Origin of the sequence: Bacillus sp. NPDC077027 (genome assembly GCF_050269555.1) — a bacterium.
GTDB lineage: Bacteria > Bacillota > Bacilli > Bacillales > Bacillaceae > Bacillus.
Genome location: NZ_JBNNIO010000005.1, coordinates 68,780 through 87,052, shown reverse-complemented (window position 1 = coordinate 87,052; position 18,273 = coordinate 68,780). Strand labels below are relative to the sequence as shown.

Here is an 18,273-nt window from a genome sequence, read left to right as displayed (position 1 = left end):
TTATCTTATGACAGTCGACGTACATGTGATTCCACATACTCACTGGGACCGGGAATGGTATTTTACCACCTCCCGCTCCCGTATTTATCTAATGAAAAATGTAATGGACATTTTAGACACCCTTGAGACAGATGAACGCTTCCATTACTTCATGCTCGATGCTCAGGCATCACTACTAGATGACTATTTAAAATGGCGACCAGAGGATGAAAAGCGAATTCAGCGACTCGTATCTGCAAAACGCCTAATCATCGGTCCTTGGTATACTCAAACAGACCAGCTCGTCATTTCAGGAGAATCCATCGTGAGGAACTTGCAATACGGCATTGAACGCTGTCTCCATTTTGGTCATGTGATGAAAGTTGGATATGTACCGGATTCCTTTGGACAATCAGCACAAATGCCACAAATTTATCAAGGCTTTGGCATTAAAGATACTGCCTTCTGGCGCGGGGTATCTGACCATATGACAAACCATACAGAATTCAACTGGCGTGGTGCTGATGGCAGTGAAGTCTTTGCTGTGAATCTACCATTTGGCTACTACTATGGTGGCAATATTCCTGAAAAAGAAGAGGATTTGAAGGCATTTCTCGCAGAAAAAATTGGCGCACTACAAGCGAAAGCAACAACAAATCATGTATACTTCCCGAATGGATTTGACCAAGCACCCATTCGTAAAAACCTACCTGACTTACTTGAACAAGCTAATACCCTTGATGAAAACAACTACAAGATTAGTAGCTTAGAAGATTATATTGCTGCTGTGAAAAAAGAACGCACCTCCTTCGAGACATTAGAAGGCGAACTGATTCATGCCAAGCATATGCGCATTCACAAATCGATTTTCTCAACGAGAGCCGATTTAAAAATATTAAACAATCGAATTGAGAACTATATAGTCAATGTCATGGAGCCGATTTTAACGATTAGTTACTCACTTGGCCACGAATATCCACATGACACTGTACGTGATATTTGGTATCTCATGTTTGAAAATGCAGCACACGACAGCATTGGTGGCTGTAATAGTGATTCAACGAACAAAGATGTCTTTTATCGCTATAAACAAGCAAAAGAAATTGCCGAGAATCTCGTTGATCTACACATGCGTCTCATTGCCATTCGCTTGCAAACTGAACAAGAAATCACACTCACACTTTTTAACACATTGCCAGAAAAGCGTTCAGAGGTCATTGAAGTGGAAACCTTTATCACAGAGCGTCCCTTTACATTAAAGGATGCCAATGGAAAAGTCCTTTCTTACACAGTGAAAAGCAAAACAGATGTCACAGATTATGTGCTCGCACAGCAGATTTCCTTAAATCCAAGTAAAGACGTTTACATGCCAAAGAAGGTGTATCAAGCTGTTCTACTGATCGAAGCGGTTGACCTGCCATCTGTTGGTTATATACAAGTGAATATGGTATTTGACGAATCAAGTGAAACCGCATGGGAAAAAGCAGAGGGACGTGTCATCGAAAATGCGTACTATCGTATTACAGCAAACGATAACGGCTCTCTCGAGATTACAGACAAACAAACAGGCAGAACCTTTGCAGAGCAAATGATCTTTGAAGACAATGGTGACGATGGCGATTCATACAACTATTCTCCGCCAAGAGAGGATTTATACGTCTCCTCTAAAGAAATACAGGCAGATATCACGACTGCAAAAAGTGGGCTACAAGAAGAACTAACAATTAACCTTTCACTGAAAGTACCTTATGACTTGACAGAACGAGCAAACAAAACAACAAGCACAGACCTGCCGATTGTAGCAAAAGTCGCTCTAAACAAAGACGACCAGCTCATTCGCTTCGATGTTCATGTTGATAATCATGCACTAGATCATCGTTTACGTGTTCTCTTTGATACAGGTATTGCTTCACGAGTATCACTAAGCGATCAACAGTTTGGCACGATTGAACGTCCAACCGAGCTGACGCAAGAGCTTGAATGGTGGAATAACGAGCACTGGGAAGAAAAGCCGATTACAATTGAGCCAATGCAATCATTTGTGGCGCTACGTGAGGAAGAATATGGCGTTTCACTCTTCACAGATTGCGTGAGAGAATATCAAATTACTGGTGAGAACTATTCAACAATTGCTTACACACTCTTCCGTTGCTTCGGAAAAATGGGGAAAGAAAACTTACTATATCGCCCAGGTCGAGCTTCAGGAGAAAAAATTGTCGATACACCAGATGCCCAGCTTCAAGGACCGCTCGATTTCACATTTGGCGTTCTCTATAGCACGAAAGCTATCAACGAAGGACTCTTGGCTAAAATTGCTAAAAACTATACAACACCCGTCCAATGCTATGAACGGGCTGACTTTTTAAACGGTCGTTTAATTTTCTCTTTCCGAGATGAGCAAGAAGACTTACAATCTATTTATAGCTTGTTACACATTGAAACAGATGGAGCCGTTTTAAGCGCATTGAAGAAGGAAGAACATGGAACAGATCTTGTGATCCGTCTCTTCAATCCATACTTAGAGCGTCAAACAGCCGCTTCAATTTATAGTTCATCTCTACATCACGGAGAAACAGCGAATCTAGGCGAAACACCTGAAGGACACACCCTCAGGGAGCTTGACGGAGGACTGAGCGTACACCCGCTAAAACCTTGTCAGGTACAAACCTACATTGTAAAGAAAAAATGAACATGTAGGGGCGGATCTTTTTGGATTCCGCCCCTCTTTAATGGAGGGCATTGATCATGCGAATTGGAGGCATCGAAGCAGGCGGTACAAAATTTGTCTGCGGCTATGGAACATCAGACGGAACCATTGAACACATGACTTCCTTTCCAACAGGAAACCCCGTTGAAACATGCCAAAAGTTGATTGAATATTTTACTGAGCATCGTGTTGATGCACTTGGCATCGGGGCATTCGGTCCAGTTGATGTAAAGGAAGATAGCCCAAGCTATGGCACCATTTTAGAAACACCAAAAGTAGCATGGAGACAGTTCAATTTACTGAAAACGCTCGAACAAAAACTGGGTATTCCGATGAAGCTCGATACAGATGTAAACTGTGCTGCACTTGGAGAAGCCCGTTTTTCAACTGAGACAGATCAACCTGCATCTTTGGTTTATTTGACCGTTGGCACTGGAATTGGCGGAGGCGCTTATGTTGAGAATCGCCTTGTCCACGGTATGCTCCATCCAGAAATGGGGCATGTCACTGTACAACGCCACCCTTATGACGATTTCGGCGGATGCTGTCAGTCACATCTTGATTGTTTAGAAGGACTTGCATCAGGTCCAGCTCTAGAAGGGCGCTATCATACCCTTGCACAAAATCTACCTGAAGACCATCCTGCTTGGTCACTCACTGCCTATTATCTAGGCCAATTGGCTGCTAATCTCATCCTCACCCTTTCACCAGAGCGAATCATCTTCGGCGGGGGAGTCATGAAACAGCCAGCTTTATTACCACTCATACATGAAGAAACGGAGAAACGACTCGGCGGTTACTTACACCTACCAAAGCCATTAAAAGAGATTGTGACACGACCTTCCTTTGAGGGCCTTTCAGGCTTAATGGGCGCCATCGCCTTGGGATCTGAAGCCCTTCATACAAAAGGAGCTGCACAATGATGATGACGGCAGATACTCGAACCTATCAACTCATCCAACGACTTTTCGAGACCAAAGGGTTCGTGAAGCTAGAGGAATTGACTGCCTCTTTCCATCTATCTGACCGCTCTATTCGCAATTTAATTAAAGAAGCAAATGAATTATTAACACAAACAGGTGCAATGATTAAAACCATTCGCGGCAAGGGCTATACGTTGTTAACAGGGGATCAGGATACATTTCTACTTTGGCTCCATCAACAAAAACTCCCTGCACGATCACTCGTACCAGTCATGCCGGAGGAACGTGTCCGCTTTATCCTAAGAAAACTCCTGCTACAATCAGATTATTTAAAAATTGATCAATTAGCAGAAGAGTTGTTCATTAGCCGAATGACTGTCAGCAGTGATTTAAAGAAAGGCAGAGATATTTTATCACGCTACGGCATGTCACTTGTCACAAAACCGGGATTTGGCATGAAAGTAGCAGGTGACGAACTGCAAAAGCGGACTTGCTATGCTGATTTGTTACTTGAAGAAGAGCCCGCTTTGTCAGACATCACAGAGCGGGAACAGCTTCACTTCCAGGACATTTCACTAGAGACCATTCGCTCCATTGTTCTGACCAATCTTTATCAGGAATCCTTGTTAATTAAGGACATTGCTCTGAAAAATTTGGTCATCCATTTAGCGATTGCCATCCAGCAAACAAGAGCGGGAAAACGAACAACCGCCAGTAGTAAACCAACGAATCGGCCCCCTGAGCTGACACGCATTGCCAAGAAAATCACACAACAGGTGTGCGAAATCTTTGATGTCATCTTGTCAGAGGACGAAACAGACTACTTACTAATGCATTTATTAGCAAATCAGACATGGAAAAAGACCGATGAGCACCCAGCAACAGAAGAAGTACAAGAAGCGATTTCAGCATTTCTTCATCACTTGGAAACAATAAGTGGTCACCGATTTTCTGAAGATGACATGTTGCGTAAAGACTTATCGCTTCATATGAAGCCATTGTTAAATCGCATTCGTTACGGCATTTCTTTGCAGAATCCACTTCTGCAAGAAATCAAAACATCCTACCCATACCCTTTTGATTTGGCGGTGAGCGGTTTGAATGCATTACACTTAAAGCGAACGCCAAATGAAGATGAAGCAGCATATATCGCACTTCACTTAGCTGCATCTTTAGAAAGAAGTCAGCTAGAAGCATCACAAAAAAAGCGTGCCATTATCGTCTGTGGATCAGGGCTTGGTACAGCAAGACTGCTTGAAATTAAGCTAAAATCAGCTTTTCATCATGAATTAGACATTGTAGAGCTTTTTTCATATCAGGATTATTTGTTTCATGCGACATTGCCATGTGATTTGATCATTACGACTGTTCCACTCGAACCAAAAGGCAAACCAATCGTTCAAGTGAATGCCTTTTTTGAAAAACACGATGTACAGCGTGTCAACCAAGTCATTCAGACATTAAATGGACATGGTATGCCCACACAAGAACTCATGGCTTTTTTCAGAGAAACAACTACCTTACTTGATGCCCATCTAACAACTAAAGAAGAGGCATTGAATGCTTTATGTACCTTACTAGAAGAACAAAAACTTGTGTCTCCAACCTTTCGTTCATCTGTGTTCGAGCGGGAACGGATGTCCTCTACCTATCTAGGGAAAGGCATTGCCATGCCACATCCCCTTGTCACAAACGAAGGCGCATCCTGTGTGGCAATCGCTCGCTTAAAACAACCGATAAACTGGGAAGGTGAACAGGCTTCATTAATTTTCCTATTAGCCATCCAAAAGGAAGATGCCACCTTAATGAACCAATTCTTTGAACAGGCAGTGGACCTTCTAGATGACCCAGATCGAATCAACACACTGATGCACGCTGAAAACTTTGATGAGTTAATAGATCGTTTTTTCCAAGAATAGAATGGTTAAAAGAGTGGCGGGGCAGTCACTCTTTTTAGGCTATTTTATCTGTTAGGCATCCGTATTCTAGTGAAGCAGATCGCGTATTCGTGTAGTCAGTCCTTGTCGGATGTGCAGAGAATTGATCTCTGACTATGCACCTGACTGTTATATCATTGTAGAAATAGATGGGAATTTGGTCAAAACAACAATCCAAGAGCTCCTCCCATTAAAATATACACGTCATTAATGGATATTACATGCAAAAAAGCACCCTCACTGAAGGTGCTTGCTTGTCTATTCTTCATCCACTAAATTTGCGCCATTTTGCTTGATAAGCTCTTCATACCAGTAAGAGCTTTTTTTACGGATTCTGCGGAGGTCTTTCAAGTCAAATTCATCACGGTGCACATAGATAAACCCGTATCTCTTTGAGCATCCTTGATGTGTACTAATTAAGTCGATGGCAGACCACGGAGAATAACCGAAGACCTCTACACCGTCTGTAATAGCCCATCTAATTTGCTTGATATGTTGCTCTAAATAGTCAATACGATAATCATCGTTGATTGTTCCGTTTTCCTCAAGCTGATCAAACGCACCTAGACCGTTTTCCGTTACAATCAGTGGAAGCTGATAGCGGTCATAAATTTCACGCAGTGTTGAGCGGAAGCCGACAGGATCAATTTCCCATCCAAAGGCATTTTTGCTGAGGTAAGGGTTGTTTCCACCTTTGTAAACGCCCTCTTCCCCTGATTTCAAATGCTGGTCTCCCCCACGCGCAAATTCATCCGTTCCATCGCCCTTACTTGCCTCTACTGTTTGAGATGTGTAGTAGTTAAAAGCGATAAAATCAGGTTTCGCACTTTCGAGAATGTCCATATCACCGTCTTCAATCACAGGAAGAATACCTTTTTCCTTCATATAAGCCCATGCCAAGTTGTTGTAACGACCATATACCGCCATATCAAGATACAGCCAGTTGCGAATGGCATTGTAGTTAGCCGCCGCAAGAATATCCTCTGGTTTTGATGTCGATGGATAGATTAAAGCGATATTTGGTGCAGGACCAATCTTCGCCTCAGGTAGCAGACGATGACAAAGGCTCATTGCCTTCGCTTGAGCTACGAGCATATGATGATTTTGCTGATACAGTTCCTTTTTCGGGTTTTCTAAATTAGGATCGAGGGTTCCTAGCGCTGATCCATGCAGAATCATCATATTTTGTTCATTAATGGTAAGCCAATATTTCACCTTCTGCCCATACTCTTTGAATAAAATCTCAGCATAACGCTCGAATGCATCAACAGTCGCGCGGTTTGACCAGCCACCTTTTGTTTGCAGTGCATGAGGCAGGTCAAAATGATACATCGTCACAATCGGTTCAATGCCATAGTGATTAAGTTCGTCAATGAGAGAATGATAGAAGTCGATGCCTTTTTGATTGATTTCCCCATCACCATCTGGAATGATACGTGTCCACGCAATGGAAAAACGATATGTTTTCAAGCCTATTTCCGCAAAGAGCTTCACATCTTCTTTGTAGCGATGATAATGATCACTTGCCACTTTAAAATCTGTTGTACCTTCAGGATAGCTCTCTCTCATATCAATGACAGAAGGTCCTTTTCCATCCTCATTCCATGCACCCTCTACTTGATAGGCGGATGTAGATCCACCCCATAAGAAATCCTTAGGAAATGGTGCCAATGTTGAATATTTCATTTATTTTTCCTCCTCAACCGTTTAGAGTAAGTGTAAAAAAGATTGCCCTGGTTTTGTTTGTTTTTCTTCTGTCTCTATTATATCGCTAAACTGATCTGAGTTTGTAATAATGACAGGCGTCGTGATGAGCAGACCTTCATTTTGGATCGCTTCTATATCAAATTCAGCAAGCAATTCTCCTTCTACTACCTTTTGGCCTTGCACGACTTTCGGAGTGAAATGTTGACCGCCTAGCTGTACAGTATCAAGTCCAATGTGAATCAGAATTTCCGCTCCACTCTCTGATGTCAAACCGTAAGCGTGACCTGTTGGGAATACGGTTGTGACCTCTCCTGTAACAGGGGCAAACAGCTTTCCTTCAGTTGGTATAATGGCCGCACCTTGTCCAAGAGCACCAGATGAGAAAGCCTTATCCTCTACTTCTTCTAGCTTCACAACCTCACCCTTTAACGGGCTTTTGATATGCTCTGCCTTCACACCATGTTCATTCTCTGCCTTTGGCACAACAGGTGCTGGAGCCTCGTCTTCATCAACTGGATCTTTAAATCCAATCAAGTACGTTAACACAATAGACAATACGAATGAGACTGAAATCCCAATTAAAAAGCCGGTAAATCCTTGTCCGTAGAAGATAGGAAGGGTCAATAAACTTGGTAAGCCGGACGCAATCGCAACACTCTGTGAATAACCGATAATCGCGCCACCGACTCCCGCAGAAATGACTGCTGCAATGAACGGTTTTTTCAAGCGAAGTGTAACCCCATACACAGCAGGTTCTGTAATACCAAACACAGCAGAAACTGCTGTAGACCCAGCAAGTGTTTTCAGTTTCTTATTTTTCGTTTTGAGCATAACACCAATTGACGCACCAGCTTGTGAAAATACAGCAGGAGCCGTCGCAGGCTTAATATGATCCTTACCATGTACCGCAATATTGTTTAAAATGACCGGCACAAGTCCCCAGTGGATACCGAAGATGACAAGAATTTGCCATGCCATCGCAATTAAAGCACCGGCAAGCGTTGGGCTAAAGGAGAAGACCTTTAAAATGACAGCTGCAATTCCATTCCCTGCATATACGCCAAATGGACCGAAAATAATTAATGTAAGGGGCACGATGGTCACTAGCAAAATAAGCGGTGTAATAAAGTTTTTCACACTTTCGTGAATGACTTTGTTAAAGAATCGTTCGATATAACTCATTACAAACACTGCAAGAATAATCGGAATGACTGTGGATGTATAAGACATTAAGACAACAGGTATGCCAAAGAATGAGACATCTCCCCCGCCTTTTGCTAACTCCTGAATTGAAGGGTAAATGAGTGCACCCGCAATGGTAACAGCGACAAATGGATTCGCCTTAAATTTCCTTGCAGAGGTGAACGCCAATAGCAATGGCAGGAAGTAAAATAAACTATCGGATGCAGCAAATAAAATTTGATACGTCGTATCCTCTGGTGTCAGCCATTTTGCATTAATACAAATGCCTAAAAGACCCTTTAAAATACCGGCACCCGCCATGACGCCAAGTAGTGGTGTAAATATACCTGAAACGATATCAACGAATTTCCCAAATAGGCTTGTGCTTTGTTCAGATGGACGATCAGATGACTGATTGGAATCATTTAATAGATTCGTGAATTCACCGATCTCCTTATACACTTCTGGTACGGTATTTCCTATCACGACTTGGAACTGACCGCCACTTTCCATAACGGTGACAACACCATTTAATTTCTCGATGGCAGCCTTGTCCGCTTTCGATCTGTCATTTAACGTGAAACGAAGCCTTGTTGCACAATGGACAAGCGAGTGTACATTCTTCTCTGTGCCAATATGTTTGATAATATCTTCTGCTAATTGACGATAACTCATGTAAAAAACCCCCTTCTTTTCAAAAAAAATACGATTTTAGACAAAATAAAAACCCAAACGGACACCAAAAATAATCGCAATTGCTATTGCGTATTTTTTCAGTGAACGTTTAGGTTTTGCCTGCCGAACAGTCACAATCCTCTAAGACGATCATTGTGAAAACGTATTCTTTTATGTTTATGAGCAAATAGTACCACTCTATTTTTTTTATGTCAACGCTTTCTAAATAAATAATATTTAATTTTCTCTTTTGATGAGTCGATTCAAGTGAATGGATAAATAGAGCATTTCCTCAGATGTAAGGTCTCTATGATACGTCTGATAGACATATTCAGCAATTTTCTTTGCACATTCATACGCCTTTGGATATTTGATTTTAATCAGGTGATATAAATCATGATCTTCACTGACAAGCAGCGTTTCATTGATCAGGCGTTGGACAAAGAATCGTAAATGCGTCAGAAAGCGATAATAGTTGAGGGAATCCTCGTCAAACTCCAGATTGAGGTGATATTTGACAATCGTGAGAATGGCGTTGACTTCCTTTGTAATATTGATCGTTGTTGTCATATTTTCATTCAGTTCTGCATTGATAATATGCATCGCAATAAAGCCTGCTTCATCTTCTGGAAGCGCGACATGAAGTCTTTCATGAACCATCTCAAGGCAGTCCTTTGCCACTTGGAATTCATCTTTATATAACCGTTTAATTTCCCAAATGAGGGAATTCTCGATCAGATAATTTTTCTTGAATCGTTCAATCGCATATTGGATATGGTCTGCTAACGACACATGCAGGCTTTCATTGAGCTTTCGATCTAGCTTACTGCTCGCATGTTCAATGATTTCCTCTGTCACCTTCACAACATCGTAAGGAACCTCTTGAAGCAGTAGCTTCATCCGCTCATGAACCGAATGATCCTCTAAGCGAAACACCTTATCAATCAATGCTTCATCCACTGGATCTCCCTGTCTTTTTTGAAAAGCAATTCCTCTGCCCATGACGACAATTTCTTTTCCTAGTTCATCGAGGACACTAATGACATTATTGTTTAGTACCTTTTGAATGCGCACATCCAAACACCTCCACTCTTGCCAACAGCATGTTCAAAATCTGCTCTCATCTTAACACAACTGTCAAAATACTTGCATATTTATATCTGACTTTTGAAACAGAACTGAACAATTTACAGAAACAATCTACCTACTTTTTCACCAGTCTTGCATCCTCTGCTTGTGCATATAATGCATCAAGGAGGCGCGGAAATGAAAAAATTCTTTTGGTCTAAAACATTCTTAATCATGCTCAGTTTGACGCTCGTTTTTCTTGGCACCGTTTTTATCCTCAGTGGACAAGGTTTTCATCAAATTTGGCGGCTTTTAATCATTTCTCTGATCACCGCTTCTGTGCTAAACGGAGTAACGAAATGGCTAAAGCAACAGCTTGCCCAAATGACGTCATCATCATAAAGGCTGCCCAAGATTTTCTTAGGCAGCCTCCGCTTTATTCCTTCGCTGATGCTACTTCTTTTTGTGCATCACGTAGCTCATCATTGATTTTTCTTGCATCCTCTAAAAACTCTGTTTGATAGCCGCTTTTCAGTGCCCACATATAGAATAAAAGTGCCACCACAACAATCAATCCCATATCCCATCCATAATGAATCACATTATATCCGCCAAATTTTTCACTGCCAAGACAGGAAATCGTCATCATCACTAGGAGATAGACAACCATCCAAGCCCCTGCTTTAAAGCTACGCCCAAATCCTTTCCACTTAGCTTTTGCCTGATAGTAAAAATAGATCGGTAGACCAATCAGAATAATAAAAAGAACTTGTCCTGTTAATGGCCATCTTGCCCAATATAGGGTCAAAGAAGCGAAAACGAAGCCGAGTGGCGCAATGATACTTAATCCCTTCAATTTTAAAGGACGATATAAATCCGCACCTGTTTTTCTTAGCGTCATGACTGTCACTGGCCCTGTCAAATATGAAATGAGGGTAGCCACAGAAATAATTTCGGCTAAAACGCCCCATCCTCTGAATAAATACAGAAATATAAAAGAAACTGCCAGGTTGAAGAACATCGCCTGACGTGGCACTCCATATATCGGGTGCAAACGACCAAGTACACTCGGTAAGTATTTATTCTTCTCCATTCCATAAATCATACGAGACGTTGTTGCTGTATACGTAATACCTGTTCCCGACGGAGAAACAAAAGCATCTGCATACAAAATAATGACGAGCCAGTTGATCCCTAGCGCAATCGCCAAATCGGCAAACGGAGAATTAAAGTTTAAGTGACTCCATCCATTCACAATCATTGATGGATCAACCGCACCAATAAAGGCAATCTGCAACAAAACATAAATGACGGTCGCAATGAGGATCGATCCGACAATGGCAATCGGAATCGAACGCCCTGGATTCTTCGCTTCCCCCGCCATATTAATCGGACTTTGGAATCCATTAAATGCAAAAACAATACCTGATGTTGCTACAGCCGTCAATACACTTGCCCAGCCATTCGGTGCAATACTGTTACCAGATGTGAAATTACCACCATGAAAGCCAACAAATAAAAGCGCACCGATCGTCAATCCCGGTATGATGATTTTAAAAATCGTGATCAATGAATTTGCCTTTGAAAACAACCCAACAGTCCAATAGTTTAAGAGAAAATAAACGACAAGTAGCACACTTGCCACGAGTAGACCTTCAGTAGTCAGTACACCCTTTGTCACCAAATGGCTTGTCCACTTCGCCCAATCCCAGGGCCAAGAGCTCATATATTGAACCGAAGCAACAGCCTCAACAGGAATAACGGATACAATCGCAATCCAGTTTGCCCATGCAGCAATAAAACCAATAAAAGAGCCATGTGAATATTGCGTATATTTTACCATTCCGCCTGCTTCTGGGAACATCGATCCGAGTTCACTATAAGACAAAGCAATAAATAAAATCACAACCATCCCAATCAACCAGGATAAAATGGCTGCAGGCCCAGCAATTTGTGCTGCCCGCCAAGCGCCAAAAAGCCATCCAGAACCAATGATTGAACCCAGTCCTACCATCAATAAAGCGAAAGTTCCCATTCTACGATGCAAATGATTCATGTCAAATAACACCTTCCAATTAAATTGCAAAGCTTCTTTTCAATTAAACTAAAAAATAATTCCATAACAGAATCTTTACCTTTATTTAGTTTTTTCGCCTGTTATATTATCTCTTAAAAATTTCTTTTCTGAAATAGTCGAACGTACTCATTTGAGAAGAAAGCGCTATGCAACGAACCAACAAACTATTAGGCCGATTGACTACCTTTACCCTTTTTCTGAAAAAAACAAAACCACATGAAAAAAAGAAGAGGCGATCCCTCTTCTTTTGAAAAAGTGCTCAAGCTAATTGACTTCAACTACAAAGGGATAAGAACCCTCCCCATACCACCAAGATGCTTTGATTTCATATATGAACCGACCAGTTGCTGTCGATGCTTCCCACAAGTTGTTTTTTAGCTTTTTTGCTTTGCCAGATTTATCATCTTTCCATAGTGATATAGAAAGCTTCGGGTTATTTGGAATATGAATCTTGAGGACGGACCCTTTTGGCACAGCGATTGTTTCTAACGTTTCCTCTATTTGATTAGGGCTCGCTGCATCCGTACCTTCAAACACTGACATACTTCCCTTTTTGTATGCCAAACGGTAATTGCCAACTTTTATTTTATATGTCTCCCCTTCTACTTCCATCATTCCAGAAGGTGGAATCGTATATTCTTTTTCTTGTGTACAGCCACAAAGTAAAGAAAAAAGACATGCAATCAGCAAATAAATACGCCATTTATTCATATATGCCCCCTCCTATCTATAAGTTAGTCACATCTCCTGATGAAACGTTACAACAAAAAAAGGATAAAAGGGAGTACCCATTTATCCTTTTGAAACTGTATGCTCGTTTTCAATCACTGCTAATCTCGCCTGTACTTCTTCTTCAGACATATTATGCTGTTTAACGTAAAGATTGCGCTCGCTTGTACGGCATTCATGACTACAACTACGCATATATTTATGCTCGCTTTCCTCTGTTGCAATAATTTTACGATTACATGCCGGATTCGCACAGTTGACATAGCGTTCACTCGGCTCACCTGTGAAGAAGTCCTTACCAACGACGACATGTTCTGTTTGGTTCACTGGCACAGTAATACGGTTATCAAAGACATAGCATTGACCATCCCATAGTTTCCCTTGTACTTCTGGATCTTTTCCGTAAGTGACGATTCCACCATCAAGCTGAGACACATCCTCGAAGCCTTCGCGTTTTAACCAACCTGAGAATTTCTCACAGCGTACACCACCTGTGCAGTATGTGAGGATTTTTTTTCCCTCTAGAATCTCTTTGTTCTCACGAATCCAATCTGGTAGCTCACGGAATGTCTCGATATCCGGACGAACCGCTCCTCTAAAGTGACCGATATCAAATTCATAATCATTACGAGCATCAATCACAACCGTATCAGGTGATTGCATTTGATGATAAAATTCAACTGGGCTTAAATGATTCCCCGTTAATTCTAACGGATTAACATCGTCCTCAAGACTGAGGTTCACAAGTTCGTGACGGTGACGCACATGCATTTTTTTAAAGGCATGACCGTCGGCTTCATCAATTTTAATCGGCATGGATGCAAAGCGTGGGTCTTCTTTTAACGCCTGCATGTACTTGTCCGTCTGTTCAATCGTGCCTGAGACTGTTCCATTTATCCCTTCAGATGACACAAGAATACGTCCTAGTAAACCAAGCTCCTTACAAAACGCAAGATGCTCTGCTGTAAACGTTTCTGGATCTTCAATCGGTACATATTGATAGTAAAGTAATACTCTATATTGTTTTTCCATATATATAAACACCCTGTTCATAGAATTAATAAAACATACCATTCTATATCATACAGGAAATAGGTACTTAAAGGCAATGCGAGAAGCGCAATTTCAAAAAATATCAAGGTGTATATTTTCATTTTACATAAAAAATAGTTCTCATGACCTGTAAGGAAAGTTGACAGAACTTTCTTAAAAATGAGATGATCATCACAATATCATAAAACAAAGGAGTTACATACAATGATACAACCAGAGGATATTGTCAGAAGTGGCCCTAACCAATTCATTTCACAAAATGGTATTTATCAAAAGATTGCTGATTTTACACAATCGTTTAAACGACCTGCTGTCATTACTGGCATCAAGTCATTTGAAGCTTTCTCCCGTTATACAAAACTCCCTGACAGTTGGCAGGTTGTTCAGCATACAGGCTATAGTTCAGCAAACGCCATTGCTCGCATGGCAGATGAGTTACTTGACGCAGACTTGATTATCGGAATTGGTGGAGGCACCATACTAGACACCGCCAAATCAGTGGCAGACGCACTCGATGTAGAAGTGATCATGGTGCCAACAGTTGCTGGGACATGCGCTGCATCAACACCACTTAGCGTGATTTATGATGATCAGGGGAATTTTATTCGTGTCGACTATCATAAACGATCAAGCTACATCACCTTTATTGATCACACCTTTTTGCTCTCATCACCACTCACCTATTTTCAAAGTGGAATTGGTGATACATTGGCCAAATGGTATGAAGCAGAAGCGATCATTCGCAACACACAAGAGACCTTGCCGTTGATGGTGCATGCGGCCTTAAAGCAATCCGTATATGTTCGAGACATTCTTTTATCAGGTAGTAAAGAAGCCGTCAAAAGTATAGAAACGGGTAAGCCCTCTCAGGCATTTGCTAATGTCACTGACACCATCATTGCATTGGCAAGTACTGTCGGTGGATATGGCGGGAAATACGGGCGAATGGCAGGAGCACATGCTATTCATAATGGACTTACGTTTATTGAAGAAACACATCATGTTCTTCACGGTCAAAAAGTCGCTTATGGTATCCTCGTTCAACTGGCAGTAGAAAAGAGACTAGCGGAAGTAGATGAGCTCATTCCTTTATATGAAGCGCTTGGTTTACCTACATCATTACGTGAACTCGGCATTTCCACTCGCCCTATCGAGGCAGCACATATTGTGGCAAAGCATGCAGCAAACCCGCAGGAGACATTTTGCTTAATTGGCAGCTACTCAGCTGATGACATTGTAGAAGCTATTCAAACAATAGAGCAATATGATCTTTCAGAAACGGTTTGACCTATCCTCTCTATATAAGCAAATGAAAAAGCACAGGCGAAGCATTGCCTGTGCTTTCTCTTGCAATTAAAAGTCAAAGTTGTCTGGATCTGGTCCAGTACGTTCGTCTTCATTTAACTGATCAATCACGCTCATATCCTGTGTCGATAGTGAAAAGTCAAAGATCTGTGTATTTTCAATAATACGGCTCTTTGTGACAGACTTTGGAATGGTGATCAGATCATGTTGCAAGTCCCAACGTAGAATCACCTGTGCCACTGATTTACCATGCTTCTTTGCAATGTCTTGAAGCACTGGGTGATTGAGTAGCTGTCCATTGCCAAGTGGTGACCATGCCTCTACATGAATGCCTTTCTCCTTGCAATATTCTCTCAAAGGCTCCTGCGTCAGTTTAGGGTGAAGTTCAATTTGATTCACCATCGGCGCAATCTCTGCATCTGCCAATAAATCCTCTAAATGATGCTGATGGAAGTTACACACGCCAATTGCACGCACACGACCATCTCGATAAAGCTTTTCGAGTGCCTTCCATGTCTCTTTATATTTGCCTTCAACAGGCCAATGAATTAAATAAAGATTTAGCACATCAAGACCGAGCTTGTTCATACTTGTTTCAAAGGCTTCAAGCGTTGATTCATAGCCTTGATCGGGATTTCTTACCTTTGTTGTGATAAAAAGATCCTCTCGAGGAATGCCTGATTGTTTGACGGCTTGTCCTACGCCTTCTTCATTTTGATAGGACGCCGCGGTATCAATACTGCGATAACCAGCTTCAAGCGCTTCATTAACTACACGTACAACCTCGTCCCCGTCCTTTACCTGCCATACACCAAAGCCAAGCTTGGGCATTTTTACTCCATTTGCTAATGTGACGGTATCCCCTAATCCACTCATCCAACAAACCCCCCGCTTCTTTTTTTGCTACGCATGCACTTTACCCTTTTTTCCTTTAATCATGCAGAAATGCGAGAATGAATCCACTCTTCAGTGAGCTGTTCCTCTGATATGACCTCTACACCGTTTTGTTTTAACAATGCAGAAGTGACCCCATCCCCTGACAACACTTCTCCGGTAAAGGTCCCATCATAAATCATCTGACTTCCACAAGAAGGACTGAATTCCTTTAAAACAACAGCCTTTGCCGAAAACGCTTTTACCTGTTTGAACGTTTCATACGCCCCCTTGACGTACATATCCGTTACGTCCGTTCCATACGTATCCATGACCTGTGCCTTACCTGCTAACACATCCGCTCCATCCCCTCCAACAATCTCCGCTGGGGGTCTTGGTGTAGAGAAGCCGCCTAGAAGCTCAGGGCAAACGGTGATTACTTTTCCTTCATCAACGAGCTGCTTAATCCGCTGATCTAGCCGGTGACTGCCGTTATAGCGTACCTTCAACCCAGCAAGACAAGAACTGACTAATATCATGGTGCTCCCCCCGTTTCTACCACCATTTTACCCTCTTTTCAGCAGAAACAAATTTTAATAATCAATTTTTTTCATGGCAAACCTTAAAGGAATGGCAAAGACACTGCACGAGATAAAAGGTAACGCGCAATATAAAACCGCTAGCCAAATATCCTCCTTCTCCACACCCACTACGCCAAAAAAGAAGGCAAATAAGATCAGACTGCTGATAAACCCGGTTACCGGTAGCCACTTCACATATTTCCTTATATTCTCTCTCATTTTTTCGTCCATATCGAAAACCCCTTTACTCCGTTCACTATAGATAGCCATAATTCATTACCAAGTTGTTAATATATAAACATTTTACCATATTACGTTAAAAAAACTGTAAACAATCGCATTGGCTATTGGCGTTTGTTTACAGTCTAAATGACATGCTACCCTATAGTTTTATAGTTTTTCCTTCCATGCACGTAAAAATCGTTCAATGACATCGAGCTCATTCGCACTGAATTGATGCAGGAGATCTAAATAGGATTCCACTGCTCTTGCATGGAGATGATCATGTAATACAGCTAGTTCCTTCCCTTGTTCGGTCAGAGAATAGTACACCGATTTTTTATCTCCGTTTCGATGACTATAATCAATCACGTCACTCTCAATCAACTTCTTGACCGCTTTCGTAATGGCTGGCTTTGAAAGCCTAAGCTGCTGAGATAAAAATGTATTGTTTGATTCTTCTGGATGCGCTTGAATGATCGATAAAATATGGAGCTGGGTCAGCGTCCATTCCTGTTTCAATGTATCCTCCGTCGTAATGAGTGGATCTGTTGGGTCGTTTCGTCTTTTCTCTCTTTGCAAAATTAAATCTTGAATCGCCTTTAATACATGTTGTTCTTTTGTCTCCACCTGAACCCCCACCCATCTCTATTAACTGGTTAATAAAATGTTACTAATAATCTCTACCCGAGTCAAAAGAAAAGTCCGCCCACAGCAAAAATAAAAACCAGAGACACGTAGTCATCTCTGGTTTTTATGAACAAGATTTTATTCAACTTTAGCACACCATAGTTCTATTTCAATTTTTAAGTCGGGCAACCCTAATTGAGAGATATATGCTATCGTCATCGCCGGATAATCATTGCCAAACAGCTCTTCCCACTTCGCGTACAAATAATCCCAGTCTATTTCTTCTGTAGCCCATATGTTCACTTTTATAATATGTTCTTCGTTCAGTTCTTCCGAGTCGAGCACTTTTTTGATATTGATAAAAGTGTTTTTTACTTGATCGTTGAAGTTGGATGGAATATGACCATCCATATCAACTCCAATTTGACCTGATGTGACAAATAAATCAGCTTCTTTTGGAACCCTTGTCATATGAGTGTAGTTCCCAACAGGTTTGGGCATAGAATCAGGGTTTTTTCTTGTAATTTTTCCGTTCATGTCATTACCTCGCCATCAAAAATTTTACTGCTTGCTTTCTACTCCATGAAGACAGACTTCACCAATTTCTTGATGAATCAAAGAAAACAGC

At 41.5% G+C, this 18,273-nt stretch carries 16 protein-coding genes; 5 read left to right on the top strand and 11 right to left on the bottom strand.

Annotated features, from left to right (window positions below):
* Positions 1-7: 7 nt before the first annotated feature.
* Genes mngB through ACQKEZ_RS16330 form a run of 3 tightly spaced genes read left to right on the top strand, consistent with a single transcriptional unit; the run spans position 8 to position 5,528 of the window.
* Positions 8-2,668: a mannosylglycerate hydrolase gene (gene mngB, locus ACQKEZ_RS16340; protein ID WP_427302576.1), complete on the top strand. Its 2,661-nt coding sequence runs from the start codon at positions 8-10 to the stop codon at positions 2,666-2,668.
* 56 nt (positions 2,669-2,724) lie between these two features.
* A complete protein-coding gene (locus ACQKEZ_RS16335; RefSeq protein WP_427302574.1) occupies positions 2,725-3,609 on the top strand; it encodes an ROK family protein in 885 nt (294 codons plus the stop codon).
* A complete protein-coding gene (locus tag ACQKEZ_RS16330; RefSeq protein WP_427302572.1) occupies positions 3,606-5,528 on the top strand; it encodes a BglG family transcription antiterminator in 1,923 nt (640 codons plus the stop codon). Before ACQKEZ_RS16335 ends, ACQKEZ_RS16330 begins: the two co-directional genes overlap by 4 nt.
* A gap of 276 nt (positions 5,529-5,804) precedes the next feature.
* Here ACQKEZ_RS16330 and ACQKEZ_RS16325 read toward each other — a convergent pair whose 3' ends face one another.
* The 3 genes from ACQKEZ_RS16325 to licT all read right to left on the bottom strand — a co-directional run bounded on the left by ACQKEZ_RS16325 (position 5,805) and on the right by licT (position 10,184).
* Positions 5,805-7,232 carry a glycoside hydrolase family 1 protein gene (locus ACQKEZ_RS16325; protein ID WP_427302570.1) on the bottom strand — a complete coding sequence of 476 codons (1,428 nt, stop codon included), beginning with the start codon at positions 7,230-7,232 and terminating at the stop codon, positions 5,805-5,807.
* A gap of 21 nt (positions 7,233-7,253) precedes the next feature.
* The gene (locus ACQKEZ_RS16320; protein ID WP_427302568.1) at positions 7,254-9,110 is read right to left on the bottom strand and encodes a beta-glucoside-specific PTS transporter subunit IIABC; all 1,857 of its coding nucleotides are present in this window, start codon (positions 9,108-9,110) and stop codon (positions 7,254-7,256) included.
* Between the two features lie 237 nt (positions 9,111-9,347).
* Positions 9,348-10,184 (bottom strand): BglG family transcription antiterminator LicT, encoded by an 837-nt coding sequence (licT, locus tag ACQKEZ_RS16315; RefSeq protein ID WP_427302567.1) that lies wholly within the window; start codon positions 10,182-10,184, stop codon positions 9,348-9,350.
* A gap of 192 nt (positions 10,185-10,376) precedes the next feature.
* On the opposite strand from licT, the gene ACQKEZ_RS16310 reads away from it, so the two are divergent.
* Positions 10,377-10,580 carry a hypothetical protein gene (locus ACQKEZ_RS16310; protein WP_427302566.1) on the top strand — a complete coding sequence of 68 codons (204 nt, stop codon included), beginning with the start codon at positions 10,377-10,379 and terminating at the stop codon, positions 10,578-10,580.
* 34 nt (positions 10,581-10,614) lie between these two features.
* Here ACQKEZ_RS16310 and ACQKEZ_RS16305 read toward each other — a convergent pair whose 3' ends face one another.
* From ACQKEZ_RS16305 to ACQKEZ_RS16295, 3 genes are all read right to left on the bottom strand, one after another.
* Positions 10,615-12,234, bottom strand: a complete 1,620-nt coding sequence (locus ACQKEZ_RS16305) for an APC family permease (RefSeq protein ID WP_427302565.1) — start codon at positions 12,232-12,234, stop codon at positions 10,615-10,617.
* A 285-nt stretch (positions 12,235-12,519) separates the two neighbouring features.
* The gene (locus tag ACQKEZ_RS16300; RefSeq protein WP_427302563.1) at positions 12,520-12,966 is read right to left on the bottom strand and encodes a hypothetical protein; all 447 of its coding nucleotides are present in this window, start codon (positions 12,964-12,966) and stop codon (positions 12,520-12,522) included.
* An 81-nt stretch (positions 12,967-13,047) separates the two neighbouring features.
* A complete protein-coding gene (locus ACQKEZ_RS16295) occupies positions 13,048-14,016 on the bottom strand; it encodes a rhodanese-related sulfurtransferase (RefSeq protein ID WP_427302562.1) in 969 nt (322 codons plus the stop codon).
* A gap of 225 nt (positions 14,017-14,241) precedes the next feature.
* Between ACQKEZ_RS16295 and ACQKEZ_RS16290 the strand changes: the two genes are divergently transcribed.
* On the top strand, positions 14,242-15,324 hold the full coding sequence (locus ACQKEZ_RS16290; protein ID WP_427302560.1) for an iron-containing alcohol dehydrogenase family protein: 1,083 nt from the start codon (positions 14,242-14,244) through the stop codon (positions 15,322-15,324).
* A gap of 66 nt (positions 15,325-15,390) precedes the next feature.
* On the opposite strand, the gene ACQKEZ_RS16285 is transcribed toward ACQKEZ_RS16290, so the two are convergent.
* From ACQKEZ_RS16285 to ACQKEZ_RS16265, 5 genes are all read right to left on the bottom strand, one after another.
* The gene (locus ACQKEZ_RS16285; RefSeq protein ID WP_427302559.1) at positions 15,391-16,218 is read right to left on the bottom strand and encodes an aldo/keto reductase; all 828 of its coding nucleotides are present in this window, start codon (positions 16,216-16,218) and stop codon (positions 15,391-15,393) included.
* Between the two features lie 59 nt (positions 16,219-16,277).
* A complete protein-coding gene (locus ACQKEZ_RS16280; RefSeq protein ID WP_427302557.1) occupies positions 16,278-16,754 on the bottom strand; it encodes a DUF523 domain-containing protein in 477 nt (158 codons plus the stop codon).
* A 54-nt stretch (positions 16,755-16,808) separates the two neighbouring features.
* Positions 16,809-17,027, bottom strand: a complete 219-nt coding sequence (locus ACQKEZ_RS16275; protein WP_427302555.1) for a hypothetical protein — start codon at positions 17,025-17,027, stop codon at positions 16,809-16,811.
* A gap of 159 nt (positions 17,028-17,186) precedes the next feature.
* Entirely contained in the window at positions 17,187-17,645 is a 459-nt protein-coding gene (locus ACQKEZ_RS16270; protein ID WP_427302553.1) for a MarR family transcriptional regulator, read from the bottom strand.
* 138 nt (positions 17,646-17,783) lie between these two features.
* The gene (locus ACQKEZ_RS16265; protein WP_427302551.1) at positions 17,784-18,182 is read right to left on the bottom strand and encodes a RidA family protein; all 399 of its coding nucleotides are present in this window, start codon (positions 18,180-18,182) and stop codon (positions 17,784-17,786) included.
* Between the last annotated feature and the right edge of the window lie 91 nt (positions 18,183-18,273).

Coding starts and splice junctions, on each gene's coding strand:
- mngB (WP_427302576.1), top strand. CDS start 8: ATGACAGTCGACGTACATGTGATTCCACATACTCACTGGGACCGGGAA.
- ACQKEZ_RS16335 (WP_427302574.1), top strand. CDS start 2,725: ATGCGAATTGGAGGCATCGAAGCAGGCGGTACAAAATTTGTCTGCGGC.
- ACQKEZ_RS16330 (WP_427302572.1), top strand. CDS start 3,606: ATGATGATGACGGCAGATACTCGAACCTATCAACTCATCCAACGACTT.
- ACQKEZ_RS16325 (WP_427302570.1), bottom strand. CDS start 7,232: ATGAAATATTCAACATTGGCACCATTTCCTAAGGATTTCTTATGGGGT.
- ACQKEZ_RS16320 (WP_427302568.1), bottom strand. CDS start 9,110: ATGAGTTATCGTCAATTAGCAGAAGATATTATCAAACATATTGGCACA.
- ACQKEZ_RS16310 (WP_427302566.1), top strand. CDS start 10,377: ATGAAAAAATTCTTTTGGTCTAAAACATTCTTAATCATGCTCAGTTTG.
- ACQKEZ_RS16305 (WP_427302565.1), bottom strand. CDS start 12,234: ATGAATCATTTGCATCGTAGAATGGGAACTTTCGCTTTATTGATGGTA.
- ACQKEZ_RS16300 (WP_427302563.1), bottom strand. CDS start 12,966: ATGAATAAATGGCGTATTTATTTGCTGATTGCATGTCTTTTTTCTTTA.
- ACQKEZ_RS16295 (WP_427302562.1), bottom strand. CDS start 14,016: ATGGAAAAACAATATAGAGTATTACTTTACTATCAATATGTACCGATT.
- ACQKEZ_RS16290 (WP_427302560.1), top strand. CDS start 14,242: ATGATACAACCAGAGGATATTGTCAGAAGTGGCCCTAACCAATTCATT.
- ACQKEZ_RS16285 (WP_427302559.1), bottom strand. CDS start 16,218: ATGAGTGGATTAGGGGATACCGTCACATTAGCAAATGGAGTAAAAATG.
- ACQKEZ_RS16280 (WP_427302557.1), bottom strand. CDS start 16,754: ATGATATTAGTCAGTTCTTGTCTTGCTGGGTTGAAGGTACGCTATAAC.
- ACQKEZ_RS16275 (WP_427302555.1), bottom strand. CDS start 17,027: ATGGACGAAAAAATGAGAGAGAATATAAGGAAATATGTGAAGTGGCTA.
- ACQKEZ_RS16265 (WP_427302551.1), bottom strand. CDS start 18,182: ATGAACGGAAAAATTACAAGAAAAAACCCTGATTCTATGCCCAAACCT.